This is a genomic window from Cryocola sp. 340MFSha3.1, from assembly GCF_000383315.1.
Classification (GTDB): domain Bacteria; phylum Actinomycetota; class Actinomycetes; order Actinomycetales; family Microbacteriaceae; genus Leifsonia.
The window spans coordinates 288,183-300,654 of the sequence record NZ_KB911088.1 but is presented as its reverse complement, the minus strand read 5'-3'; the positions used below and the strand labels follow the sequence as shown (position 1 = coordinate 300,654).

Sequence of the window (12,472 nt, the reverse complement as noted above, 5' to 3'; positions counted from 1 at the left end):
TCACCCGAATCTCCGAGGAACTCTCATGCGCAATCGAACGCTGCTCTCCACCGTCGTGCTCGCGGGAGCCGTCATCGGCTCGCTGCTGACCGGGCCGGTGCCCGCGACAGCCGCTCCGACCGAAACCGTCATCACCGTGCCCGTCACAGGGGCTAAGAAGGTCGTCGTTCCGAAGGTCGTCGGTCTCGACGGCGCAGCAGCGAGCAAAGCGCTGAAGGCGGTCGGGCTGAAATGGAAGTGGTCCAAGTTCGTCATCGTCAAGAGCAACTGGACCGTCACGAAATCCTCGCCGAAAGCCGGCGCGAGCATCAAGCGTGGGGGAACGGTGAAGCTCACCGTCACCAAGGGGACCTCCGGGAGGCAGACGGCAACGCCCACGCCGACCACCACAGCAACCCCACCGGCTCCGGCACCGGCTCCTGTTGCACCGGCACCCGCACCCGTCGCGCCAGCGCCCGCGCCGGCTCCGCCGGTGCCAGCTCCGGCCCCGCCTGCGCCTGCGCCGGCACCGGCACCGGCACCGAGCGTGGACTACCCGAACTGCACGGCCGTCCGCGCGGCCGGCAAGGCTCCGCTGTACGCCGGTCAGCCGGGCTACTCCCGCAAACTGGACCGTGACGGCGACGGAGTGGCCTGCGAGTAAGGCCGCAACCCGCCCCCCACGAACCGCACCCACGGCGGTACCCTTCCACCGTGGACGACGACGCCGCGCGATTCCAGGGGTCCATTCCCGAGTTCTACGACTCGGAGCTCGGACCCGTTCTCTTCCGCCACTACGCCGATGTGCTCGGGGAAGCGGTGGCGTCGACGGCGCCCGAACGCATCCTCGAGGTGGCGGCCGGGACCGGGATCTCGTCGGCAGGGATCGTCGCGCACAATCCCGGGGCGGAGCTCGTCATCACCGACCTGAACGAGGCGATGCTGCAGCGGGCCGCCGGCAAGGTGCCGGTCGGGACGCGCATCCAGGTCGCGGATGCTCAGGCGCTGCCGTTCGAGGACGCGAGCTTCGACGCGGTGGCGTGCCAGTTCGGCATCATGTTCCTGCCGGATGTCGGCGCGGGATTCCGGGAGGCGCGGCGCGTGCTCGCCGACGGCGGCGTGTACGTGTTCAGCGTGTGGGACAGCCACGACCGCAACCGGTTCGCCGGGCTTGTCGACGCGCTACTGACGGAGACGTTCCCCGACGACCCTCCGCCGTTCTACCGGGTGCCGTTCGGGATGAGCGACGTCGAGCGGCTGCGGAGGCTGGCGCAGGACAGCGGGTTCAGTACGCTCCGCATCGACGTGCTGCCGCACGACGCGCCCGTGGCCTCGTGGTCGGACTTCGCGGACGGCCTGATCCGCGGCAATCCGGTCTCCGATCAGGTGCGGTCGCGATCCGGAGACGTGGATGCGCTGATCCGCGCGGTGGAGGAACGGCTTGCGGCGGAGTACGGGCCCGCGCCGACGACCATCCCGGTGCAGACGATCCTGTTCCGCGCCTGGGCCGCCTGAACGCGACCCGACCCGACCTCGGACCCGGCGCAGCACGAAGGCCGCCGAGCGACGCCCGGCGGCCTTCGTGGTGATGGGTGCTAGGTGTTACTGATGCGGCGTCGGCGCAGGAAGAGCAGCGCTCCCCCGGCGGCGAGCAGGATGCCCGCCAGGCCGCCGACACCCCAGCCGATCGTCGAACCGGTCGAGGCGAGGCCCGCCGTCACGGCCGGGTCGTCGACGCGGTGGCTGGTGGCGCAGTCCGGGTTCTTGTCCGGCGCGGGCACGCAGAGCGCGTCGCCGTCGGGGCTGGTGACGACGTTGGCGATCTGCTTGTCGCCGTCTCCGGTGACCACCACCGAATAGGTCACGGTGACGACCTGCCCGACGGCGAGGTCACCGGTCCAGGTGAGAGTCGAGCCCGTGCGGGTCACAGTTCCCGAGGTCGCCTTCTGGTCGCCGGCCCAGGTCGCATCGTCGAGCACCTTGCTGAGGTCGTCGACGACGTTGCCGCCGGTCACCGGCGCCGCGCCGAACTGGGCGATGGTGAGGGTGTAGGTGATGCGGTCACCGGTCTTCACCGCGTGGCCGGACGCCGGGTCCGACGTCTTGGCGAAGGTGTAGCTGCCGAACCGGTGCACCGTCTCGCAGTCGGAGGCGGGAGCGCAGCCGTCGGAGGTCACCACGTTGTCGAGCGTGCCGTCGCCCATCGAGCGCGCACCCTTCACGGTCACCGAGTAAGTGATCTTCGCCACCGCACCGACACCCAGCGTTCCGGACCAGGCGATCGAGCTGCCGGTCACCGTCGCCGTGCCCGCATCCGCTGCGACGTCGCCGTTATAGGTGGCGTCGTCGACGACCTTGCTGAGGTCATCGGTGAAGGACGCCGCCGACGGGACCGGCCCGCGCTGCGTGACGGTCACCGTGTAGTGGATGACGTCACCCGAGTGCACGACCGAACCGGGAGCAGGGTCGGCGGTCTTCACGACCGAGTAGCCCGCGATGTCGATGCCGGCCGGGTCACAGGGGATGGTCGGAGCGATACCCGAGTCCGCCGGGGTGTCGGCGGTGGCGCAGGCCGTGTTGACGAACCCGCCGCCAGGCAGTGTCTCGTCGAGCACCAGGTCGTACTCGTGCGACTCGGAGGCGCCCGGCGCGAGCGAGGCGATGTGGAAGGCACCGGCCCTCGGGCTCTTGTCATCCGTCAGGTCGACGTTCGTCAGCGTGCCCTGACCCGTGTTCGTCACGGTGACGCGGTAGTGGACCGTGTCGCCGTAGTGGAACGCGGGGTAGTCGACCGAGCTGTTGGCGTCGTGCCAGGTGCCGTCGGCCGCCTGCACCTCCTTGAGGATGGTCGCGGAGTAGTAGTTCGCCACGCTGATGGCCGCGGAGGTGCGCATCACGAGTGCGGTGTGACCCGCGATGGCCTGCGCCCGGTTCACGAGCGTGTCGCCGCCCTTCACGCCGTTCGTCGTGATGTGGACGCCGAACTGCTGGGTGGCGCCCGGCGCGAGGCTGCCGCCGATCACGCGGACCGCGGTCGGGTTCGCCGGCATGGTCGTCGTCCAGCCTGCGGTGTTGCCGGTCGGGTCGCCCGGGGCAGCGCCGTTCTGCGCAGCCGACGGGTCGTCGGACAGGGTCGTCGGGTCGGCGGTCGTGTAGTACACGGTCGCTCCGAGCGGGGCGTTCACCGAGGTGAGCGCGTACGAACCGGAGTAGGCGGTGCCGCGTCCATCGCCGTTGTACGGGAGGATGTCGATCGTGTCCGTGAACGGCTGGGTGACCGGGTCGTACGACTTCACGGTGACCGTCCACGAACCCGTGCCGGTCCCGTCGCCGTTCACGTTCGGGATGAACGGAGCGTCGGCGGTCTTCACCACGGTCGTGTAGCCGTCGGTGGCGACGGTGACCTGGGCGGCGGCGGACTTCGTGATGCCGGCGTAGGTGGCGCTGACCGAGTTGACCAGGGCGGAACCCGGCGTCACGCTGCTGTCCGCGACCGCCTGGTAGGTGAGGGCGTGGTCGGCGTTCGTGGTGACGCCGTTCAGGGTCCATGTCAGCACCTGCTGGCCGGAGCCGTTGGTCGACACCGCCGGCTCGGGGGATGCGGTGCCGGGCACGTAGGTGACGCCCGCCGGCAGCGTGTCGACCAGCTGGTAGCCGTCGACGGTCGCCGGGATGGCGCCGGCGCCGTTCGCCGAGTAGGTCAGCGTGTAGACGGCCGGGTCGCCGGGGCTGACGACCGAGCGGTCGGCCGACTTCGAAATGGCGGGCGTGGCGGTCACGATGCGGACCACGTCACGGAACCCGGTCGTGCAGGGGTAGCGCGAGCCCGCGGTCGGGGTGATGCACCCGGTGCCGTTGAACCAGCCCTCGGTCGTCGCACTGAAGTCGACGATGCCCGAGAAGAAGGACCACACGTCCGTACCCGCCGGCACATCCGGCTTGATGGTCTGCGTCACGACGGCGGTGATGTTCGTCATCGTCGAGAGCTGCTCGAACTGCCCCTGCGTTCCGATGATGCGAAGGGCCCTCACCGTGCTGAGGTCGGCCGGAGGCGTCGTCGTCCACCCCGTGGTCGAGCCGCAGTCGAAGGCGTTCGGGTCGTAGCCCGCGCTGGCCGGGTCGACGGTCGGGTCGTTTCCGACGTAGTACTCGGCCGTGGCGCCGATCGTGTTGGCCAACGGCTGCGCCCACGCCCATCCGCCGAAGGTCACGTACTTGGTGTCGAGGGCGGTACACATGCCGACGTGGTGGTCGTCAGCGCGATCCGTGTGCCGCTGCCATGCCGTGTCCATGTACTGGCCGAGGACTGTTCCGGCGGACACCCGATAGGTGTCGTCCCACTGCGTTCCACCACTGCCGGTGTACCCGCGACCCCACCCGGACGAGTAGATGCCCAACGTCGTCCACGCCTTGGACTCGGAGTTGTTGGACAAGTCGTCCTGAGCTGTCTGCCCGCTGACCGAGGTGTAGGTCGGTGCATCGGAGTTCAATACGGCCGAGCCGGAGGATGCCGTGTTGACGCGAATCCAGATGGAGCCGGATGCGAGGGCGACCTGGTCGACAGGAAGGCGGTTCCCGGCCGAGTCCAGGGTCGGCGGGTTCGCCGGAGCGTAATCGATCCCCGTGAGGGTCATCTGGAAGGTGTTGGGTCCGGTCTGGGTGATGGTGCACGTCCCCGCCGGTACGGTCATCTGGCTCGCCGGGTGCGACCCGCCCGACCAGGGGTGGCCGTCCGCGGCTCCCGGACCGGTGAAGGGTGTGCACCCCTGAGCATCGACGGAGACGGGGGAGCCCTGTGGGGAGGCGATGTTGAGGTTGTACGTCAGGGTCTGCGGGCCGGCTTCGCTGCCGAGCGCCTTGCTCAGCGTCCACTCGTAGTCGACGAGGTAGCCACCGTCGCCGAAGGTGAAGGCAGGGCTACCGACACCCCAGCGGATGTCCATCCCGAACGGATTCGTGATGTCGATCGGGCTCAGCGACGCGGTCTGACCGCCGATGCTGCCGTCCGCGGTGATCTGGTCGTCGGTCGCGCCGTCGGCGACGATGGGCGCCTGGATCACCACGGCGGTGCCCTGGTCGCGCGTCCCGACGTTGCAGACGAGGGTGTGCCCGTCGGCGGAGATGCTGGAGGCGGGCGTGACGCCCGTGGTGAGACAGAGCGAGGGGACCGCCGTGTAGCGGCCGTTCTGCGCCGTGATCGTGACCGTCACGTTGTCCACCGGGTCGTTCGACGGCGCCGGGGCGTCGTCGTTGACGTTGATGCGCCAGACGCCGGTGACCACGTCGCCGCTTTTCACGGTCGTCGGGGTTCCTGCGGCCCAGGATGCTTCGATCTGGTAGACCGGCGCCGCCATCGCCGGCGCTCCGACAAGCGCCGCGGCGAGTGCGAGCGTTCCAGCGACCACTGCGGCCAGCCAGCGCCAAGGCGAACCCAGCGCGATTCGACCCTCGCGGCGACGGCCGCGCCCATCCTGGTGTGCAGACACAGCAGCATCCCCTTCGTCCTGCGTCATGGAGCGGCGGAGCACCACCGAGACCGGTGCCCGCCGCGCCACACGCTAGCGGCGGCCCAGCGGGCTGCGGCCGGATTTCACCCCGGCTTCACCCCCAGAAAGGTCCGATGACCCCCGAACGAGTGACACCTCCATTCGCATGCCGCGGCGCGGGTCGTCAGCGGTGCAGCGGCGGGAGCGAATGGAGCGGCGACCCGAGCAGCGAGGCCCCGAACACCGCGGCGGCCACCGTGACGATGAAGCACAGCCAGTAGAGGGCGGACACGGCTCGGCCGCGCGACACCCACCGGGCGAGCGACAGGACGAGGAATCCGCCGACGGCGCCGGAGGTGTTCAGGATGACGTCGGTGACGTCCGAACTCCCCGATGCGAGAACGTACTGTGCCGCCTCCAGAGCGCAGCTGGTCAGCGCCGCCACGACGGCGACCGGCCAGACGCGCCACCGGGGCGCGAGCACCCCGAGGTAGACGCCGAACGGCACGAACAGAGCGACGTTCGCCAGCATCTCGGACGGCCGGTTGACGCCGAACCCCTCGCTCGCGACGAACGGCACCAGCTTGACGGCGCGCACGCCCTCCCCGCCGAAGTCGGGCACGTGGAACTTCCACAGCACGGCCCACACCAGCAGCACGAGGTAGACGGCGAACAGCACGGCCGGAAGCGAGCGGGGAGCGGTGCGCGCCGGATGCGTCGGACGGAGGGAGAGGGATGCGGTCACCTTCTCGACGCTACGGACCGCGCCCGCGGCGCGAGTCAGTCGCGGGTCGCGACGGTCTACGACTTCCGAGGGATTGCCGGGGAAGCGACCTCAGGGGGCGACGCGCACCGCGTGCCCGGCGAAGGTCACCACATCCCCGACCTGCAGCTGTCGCCCACGCCGGAGCTCGACCTCGCCGTTGACGTCGACATCGCCGTCGGCGATCGCCTCCTTGACGCTCCCGCCGGAGTCGAGGAGTCCGGCGAACTTCACGAACTGGCCGAGCCGGATCGCGTCGCCGCCGATCGACACGTCCTCGATGGGAGCTGGCTTCTTCATCCCCGAATAGTAGATGACACGGCGACCAGCAGGCCGGAAATCGGGAGGCAGAGGAGGCGTCCGGAATGGATACGGTATGGCCAGGAGGTGGGTCCGATGGGGTACCTCGCTTACGACGGTTCAGCGCGGGTGTCGTTCGACGACGTCGTCCTCGCCCACCTGGAGGTGGCCATCATCGCCAAGCTCCAACGCAAGGAGTCCTTCGCCCTCTCCTGGCGCGAGTCGCGGGCCAACGGAAGCGGTCGGAGCACGATCTGGCTGGACTCCACGCTTCCCATCCGATTCCACTACGACAGCCCCCGGCCGCCCGAGATCAACCGGGAGTGGCTGCGCCGCCTGACGGACTCGGCCAACTCCAACGGCGGGCTGATCGTGCTGGACGAGGACGGCGACCTCTGCGCGGGGACGTCGCACGACCGGGGGATCTAGGACGGGATCGCGGTCGGGTCGCGGTCGCGCCCTCACACCGGCAGCACGGCGTTACCGCGCCGAAGCACCGTGGCGCCGAGCCGCACCCAGACGACACTGATCATCCCCGCGGTCACATCGACGGCGATCGTCGCGGCCGGCTGCCCGTCACGGCGCAGCAGCAAGCCCGGCCGGCCGTTCACCGGGCGTTCGACGACCTCCCGTCCGCTCCGGTCGCCGAGGCCGTAGGCGAGCAGGAGCGCGGCATCCTCCGCGCCGCGCACCACGCGGACCTTCGCGCGGTCGCCCTCGCCCGCATCGACCACGACCGCGACCTCCGGGTCGAGGAGCCGTCGCAGGCGTCGGGCATCGCGCGCAGCGGTGGCGACGCGCAGCTCGCCCACGAGCTGTCGTCTCCGGGTGAGCACCGAGGGCAGCCACGCTGTCATCGACATGGGAACGCCTTTCTCTCGTGAGGGAACTCTTCACTCATGACGACCGCGCAGGGCGACCGGATGTGACACTGCGGACGGAAATCGCGCGCCGCTGTCACATCCCGGGCACCTGTCCGGTCAGAGCTGGTGACGCGCGGAGCGTCCGCGCAGAAACGGAGCAGCACATGAAGATCGTCGCCATCGGCGGAACCGGCCTGATCGGCCGCGGAGTCGTCTCTCGTCTGCAGGAGGCGGGCCACGACGTCGTCGCCGCATCGCCGTCGACCGGCGTGGACACGGTCACGGGCGAAGGGCTCGCCGCGGTCCTCGAGGGTGCGGACGTCGTCGTCGATACCCCGAACGCGCCGTCGTTCGAGGACGGCCCGGTGCACGAGTTCTTCGAGCGGTCCGCCACCAACCTCGTGGCGGCCGAGAAGGCCGCGGGCGTCCGCCACCACGTCGTCCTCTCCATCGTGGGCGCCGACCGCATGCCCGACATCGGCTACATGCGGGCGAAGGTGACGCAGGAGCGCATCGTGCGCGAGAGCGGGGTGCCGTTCACGATCGTGCGCGCGACGCAGTTCTTCGAGTTCATCGGTGCGCTCGCCGACGGAGCGACGCAGGATGGCACGGCCGTGCTGTCGGATGTGCTGATGCAGCCGATCGCCGCCGCGGACGTGTCGGCCGCCCTGGCCGAGGTCGCCGTGGCAGCGCCCCTCAATAGGATCGTGGAGCTCGCCGGTCCGGAGCCCCTGCGGCTGGACGAACTGGCGCGCCGGCTGTTCTCCGCGACGGGCGACCCGCGGACCGTGGCGACGGATCCCGACGCCGGATACTACGGCGGCCAGGTCGACGACCGATCGCTCACGCCGGGCAACGACCCCGCGATCACCGACCACCGGTTCGGCGGGACGACGTTCTCCCGCTGGCTGGAGGAGCGCCACTAGCATTCGACCATGACGGGGCCAGTGGAGCAGGACGACCTCGACACCGCCGCGGCGACGTTCGCGGCGGTGCGGCCGCGCCTGTTCGGCATCGCCTACCGGATGCTCGGGACCGTCGCGGACGCGGAGGACATCGTCCAGGACACCTGGGAGCGCTGGCAGCGCACCGACCGCTCGGCGGTGCGCGAGCCGGCGGCCTTCCTGGCGACCGCGGCGACCCGGCTGGCCATCAACCAGGCCCAGTCTGCGCGGGTGAAGCGCGAGACGTACATCGGGCCGTGGCTGCCCGAGCCCGTGGACACCAGCGCCGACCCCTCCCTCGGTGCCGAGCGCGGTGAAGCGCTCGAGTTCGCCGTGCTCGTGCTGCTTGAGAAACTGACGCCGACCGAACGCGCCGCCTACGTGCTGCGGGAGGCCTTCGACTACCCGTACCCGCAGATCGCGGAGATCATCCAGGGTTCCGAGGCGTCCGCGCGGCAGCTCGTCAGCCGCGCGCGGAAGCACCTGGCCGAGGAGCGGCACGTGCGCGAGGTCGACCACGCCCAGCGGAAGCGGATGCTGGAGGCCTTCCTCGAGGCCGCACAGTCCGGCGACATCGCCGAACTCGAGCGCATCTTCACCGCCGACATCGTCAGCTACTCCGACGGCGGCGGACTGGCCCGGGCGTCGCGCATCCCGGTCTTCACCCGCGAGACGGTGGCGAAGTACGTCCACGCCTTCGCCGACCGGTTCTGGGACGGCACCGTGCGCCTCATCGAAGCCAACGGCGGCCCCGCGGCCGTGCTGGTCCGCGACGGCGCCGTGGTCGCCTTCATCGCGCTCGACGTCACCGCCGACGGCATCCGCCGCCTCCAGTGGGTGCTCAACCCGCAGAAGCTGGAACGCATCCCCGTCCCGGCGTGAAATCCCGCCCCCGATGTCACAAATCGGGACGCTGTCCGGTCATAGCGGGTGAAGGCACATTCATCGGCCGGACAGGAGGCACTCATGCGCCGGATCCTCGTGGTGGGCGGCGGTTACGCCGGTTTCTACACCGCATGGAAGCTGGAGAAGAAGCTGCGGAAGGACGAAGCCGAGATCGTCGTGATCGACCCCCGGCCGTACATGACGTACCAGCCGTTCCTCCCGGAAGTCGCAGCGGGGTCGATCGAGGCGCGGCATGCCGCCATCTCGCTCCGCAGCCACCTGAAGCGCGCGCGGCTCATCCCCGCGTCGGTGACCCGGATCGACCACGCGTCGAAGACGGTGACGGTGCTCCCGAAGGACGGCGAGCCGTTCCCGCTGGGCTACGACATCATCGTGGTCACCGCCGGCGCCGTCACCCGGACCTTCCCCATCCCGGGCATCACCGAGCAGGCGATCGGCATGAAGCATGTCGAGGAGGCGGTCGCCATCCGCGATCGGCTGCTCGACGCTTTCGACCGCGCCTCGGTGCTGCCGCCCGGACCGGAGCGCAGCCGCCTGCTCACCGTCGCGTTCGTCGGCGGCGGGTTCTCGGGCGTCGAAGGGTTCGGCGAGACGCTCTCGCTGGCCACGGCGCTTCTGAAGTCGTATCCCGAGCTGACCTTCTCGGACCTCTCGTTCCATCTGATCGAGGCGCGCAACCGCATCCTCCCCGAGGTGACCGACGAGCCGGGACGCTGGGTGGTGCGCGCCCTGGAGCGCCGTGGGGCTCACATCCACCTGGATGCGCAGCTCGTCTCGGCGGACGGCGGCCACCTGGTGCTCTCGACCGGTGCGGAGTTCGACGCGCACACCATCGTGTGGACCGCCGGCAACGGCGCGAACCCGGTCGTCGCGAACCACACCGACCTGCCGGTCACGGCGCGCGGATCGGTGATGGTCCGCGCCGACCTGCGAGTGGGCACGCCGGACGCGGTCGTGCCGGACGCCTGGGCGGCCGGGGACGACGCGGCGGTGCCGGACCTGGCGTCCCCGATCGACGGCGCCGTCACGGTTCCCAACGCCCAGCACGCCGTTCGGCAGGCCAAGCGGCTGGCGAAGAACATCGTCGCGAACCTGCGCGGTGAGCAGCCGAAGGACTACGTGCACCACTGCCTCGGCGTCGTCGCGACCCTCGGCCTCGGCACCGGCATCTTCCAGTGGCGCGGAATCGTCATCACGGGATTCCTCGCCTGGGTGATGCACCGCGGGTATCACGTGCTCGCGATACCGACCTGGGAGCGCAAGGTGCGGGTGCTGCTGATCTGGGCGAGTGCGGTGTTCTTCGGGCGCGACATCGTGTCGCTGCTCTCGGTGCAGCATCCCCGCCGGGCGTTCGTCGGGGGCGGCGTGCCGGAAGCGTCCGACGTGCGCGAGCTCGCCGGGAGGGCCGTCTGATGTCCGTCGACCGCAGGCACCGGCCCTCCGCGACGGCACGGCTCGCCGGAGTCGTCTCGAACAGTGCTGCAGGACGCCGTGTCGCCGCACTCCGCGACGAGCTCCGGACCCGGCGCGTGCCGCTGCACTGGACGAACATGTTCGGTGTCATCGCGTTCGCGTGCGTCCTGGTGCTGTTCGTGACCGGCTTCATCCTCATGTTCGTCTACACGCCGTCGAGCACGCGCGTGACCTATGACGGCCCGTACACGCCGCTCGCGGGCGCCGAGATGTCGAAGGCCCTGCAGTCGACGCTGGCGATCACGTTCGAGGTGCCCGGCGGCCTGCTCGTGCGCCAGGCGCACCACTGGGCGGGACTCCTGCTCCCGGCCGCGATCATGCTGCAGCTGGCGGTCTCGTTCTTCACCGGCGCGTTCCGCCGTCCCCGCCGGCTGTCGTGGGTGCTGCTGTTCGGCCTGCTGATCACCGCCCTGCTCGGCGGCTGGAGCGGGTACGCGCTCCCGGACGACATGCTGTCCGGCACCGGACTGCGCATCGTGGAGGGCATCGTCCTCGGCATCCCCGTCGTCGGCACCTGGCTGTCCGCGCTGCTGTTCGGGGGCGAGTTCCCCGGGCGGATCATCGAGAACCTCTACCCCATCCACGTCGCCGTGGTGCCGGCGCTGCTCGTGCTGCTGCTCGCGGCGCGGGCGCGACGGGCGTACCTCGACAAGCCGGCGCAGTTCGCCGGCCCGGGCCGCACGGAGGAGCGGATCGTCGGGGTCCCGGTTCTGCCGAACCTGGCGGCGCGTGTGGGCGGCCTCCTCGCCATCGCGACCGGCGCGATCGTCCTCATCGCCGCGACGGTCACGATCAGCCCGATCTGGCTCTACGGACCCTCCTCGCCCGGCGACGCGTCGGCGGGCAGCCAGCCGGACTGGTACACGGGCTTCCTCGACGGAGCGCTCCGCCTCGTCCCGCCCGGCTGGGAGTTCGAGTGGCTCGGCCGCACCTGGACGCTCGCGATCCTGATCCCCCTCGCGGTGGTCGGGCTCTACCTGCTCGCGATCGCCGTGTACCCGTTCGTCGAGGAGTGGGTGACCGGCGACCACCGCGACCACCACCTCCTCGACCGCCCGCGCAACGAGCCGACGCGCACCGGCCTCGGCGTCTCGGGCATCGTCTTCTACGCCGCCCTCTGGGGCGCGGGGAGCGCCGACCTCGTGGCCACGCATTTCCACCTCACCGTGGAGTCGGTGGTGGCCGGCTACCAGGCGCTCGTGGTGCTGGGTCCGGTCGTGGCGTTCGTCGTCACCCGCCGCGTGTGCCTCGCGCTGCAGAAGCGCGACCGCGACATCCTGCTGCACGGGTACGAGACCGGGCGCATCGTCCGGCTGCCCGGCGGCGAGTACGTGGAGGTCCACGGATCGGTGGATGCGGCCGAGCGGTACCGCCTGGCGGGCCCGGTCGCCGTGCACCCGGTCAACGCCAGGCCGGACGAGGACGGGCGGCTCCGGCCCACCGAACGGCTCCGGGCGGCTCTCGCCCGGGTGTTCTTCGAAGACCGCTTGGAGCCGGTGGGCCCGCTGACCCGCGACGAGGTCGTCGCCGGAGGACGAACGGATGAGGCGATCACGCACACCGCGGAGGCCCGGTCGGGCGCGGCGCGGGCGGGCGCGGCATGAGGCGGAGGCGGCCGCGGCGGCCGCCGCTCTGACGACCTCGCTGCGCGACGCCTACCTCGCCGGCGACGCTCCGGCCCTGGCTCGGCTGCTCGGCCCGGACGTCCACGTGGTGGTGGACCGCGGCGGCGACGCATCCCTTCCGGTGGCTGTCGGC

The 12,472-nt window shown here is 70.7% G+C and carries 11 protein-coding genes; 7 read left to right on the top strand and 4 right to left on the bottom strand.

What is annotated here, in order from left to right:
* Window positions 1-25: 25 nt before the first annotated feature.
* A complete protein-coding gene (locus H284_RS0112435; protein ID WP_020076499.1) occupies window positions 26-643 on the top strand; it encodes an excalibur calcium-binding domain-containing protein in 618 nt (205 codons plus the stop codon).
* A 50-nt stretch (window positions 644-693) separates the two neighbouring features.
* The gene (locus tag H284_RS0112430) at window positions 694-1,494 is read left to right on the top strand and encodes a class I SAM-dependent methyltransferase (RefSeq protein ID WP_020076498.1); all 801 of its coding nucleotides are present in this window, start codon (window positions 694-696) and stop codon (window positions 1,492-1,494) included.
* Between the two features lie 80 nt (window positions 1,495-1,574).
* Here H284_RS0112430 and H284_RS0112425 read toward each other — a convergent pair whose 3' ends face one another.
* The 3 genes from H284_RS0112425 to H284_RS0112415 form a co-directional block, all read right to left on the bottom strand.
* Window positions 1,575-5,465, bottom strand: coding sequence for a DUF7927 domain-containing protein (locus H284_RS0112425; RefSeq protein WP_081630407.1), 3,891 nt, complete (start codon window positions 5,463-5,465; stop codon window positions 1,575-1,577).
* 184 nt (window positions 5,466-5,649) lie between these two features.
* Window positions 5,650-6,210 (bottom strand): VanZ family protein, encoded by a 561-nt coding sequence (locus tag H284_RS0112420; protein WP_018192481.1) that lies wholly within the window; start codon window positions 6,208-6,210, stop codon window positions 5,650-5,652.
* Window positions 6,211-6,300: 90 nt separating this feature from the next.
* A complete protein-coding gene (locus H284_RS0112415) occupies window positions 6,301-6,528 on the bottom strand; it encodes an RNA-binding S4 domain-containing protein (protein WP_020076496.1) in 228 nt (75 codons plus the stop codon).
* Window positions 6,529-6,624: 96 nt separating this feature from the next.
* On the opposite strand from H284_RS0112415, the gene H284_RS0112410 reads away from it, so the two are divergent.
* Window positions 6,625-6,957, top strand: coding sequence for a DUF7882 family protein (locus tag H284_RS0112410; RefSeq protein WP_020076495.1), 333 nt, complete (start codon window positions 6,625-6,627; stop codon window positions 6,955-6,957).
* Window positions 6,958-6,989: 32 nt separating this feature from the next.
* Here H284_RS0112410 and H284_RS0112405 read toward each other — a convergent pair whose 3' ends face one another.
* Window positions 6,990-7,391 (bottom strand): hypothetical protein, encoded by a 402-nt coding sequence (locus tag H284_RS0112405; protein WP_020076494.1) that lies wholly within the window; start codon window positions 7,389-7,391, stop codon window positions 6,990-6,992.
* Window positions 7,392-7,555: 164 nt separating this feature from the next.
* Between H284_RS0112405 and H284_RS0112400 the strand changes: the two genes are divergently transcribed.
* The 4 genes from H284_RS0112400 to qcrB all read left to right on the top strand — a co-directional run bounded on the left by H284_RS0112400 (window position 7,556) and on the right by qcrB (window position 12,318).
* Window positions 7,556-8,317, top strand: a complete 762-nt coding sequence (locus H284_RS0112400) for an SDR family oxidoreductase (protein ID WP_020076493.1) — start codon at window positions 7,556-7,558, stop codon at window positions 8,315-8,317.
* Window positions 8,318-8,326: 9 nt separating this feature from the next.
* Window positions 8,327-9,217 carry an RNA polymerase sigma-70 factor gene (locus H284_RS0112395; RefSeq protein ID WP_231371208.1) on the top strand — a complete coding sequence of 297 codons (891 nt, stop codon included), beginning with the start codon at window positions 8,327-8,329 and terminating at the stop codon, window positions 9,215-9,217.
* An 84-nt stretch (window positions 9,218-9,301) separates the two neighbouring features.
* Window positions 9,302-10,654 carry an NAD(P)/FAD-dependent oxidoreductase gene (locus H284_RS0112390; protein WP_020076491.1) on the top strand — a complete coding sequence of 451 codons (1,353 nt, stop codon included), beginning with the start codon at window positions 9,302-9,304 and terminating at the stop codon, window positions 10,652-10,654.
* The gene (gene qcrB, locus H284_RS0112385; RefSeq protein ID WP_020076490.1) at window positions 10,654-12,318 is read left to right on the top strand and encodes a cytochrome bc1 complex cytochrome b subunit; all 1,665 of its coding nucleotides are present in this window, start codon (window positions 10,654-10,656) and stop codon (window positions 12,316-12,318) included. The genes H284_RS0112390 and qcrB overlap by 1 nt, the downstream gene beginning before the upstream one ends.
* The last annotated feature ends 154 nt before the right edge of the window (window positions 12,319-12,472 follow it).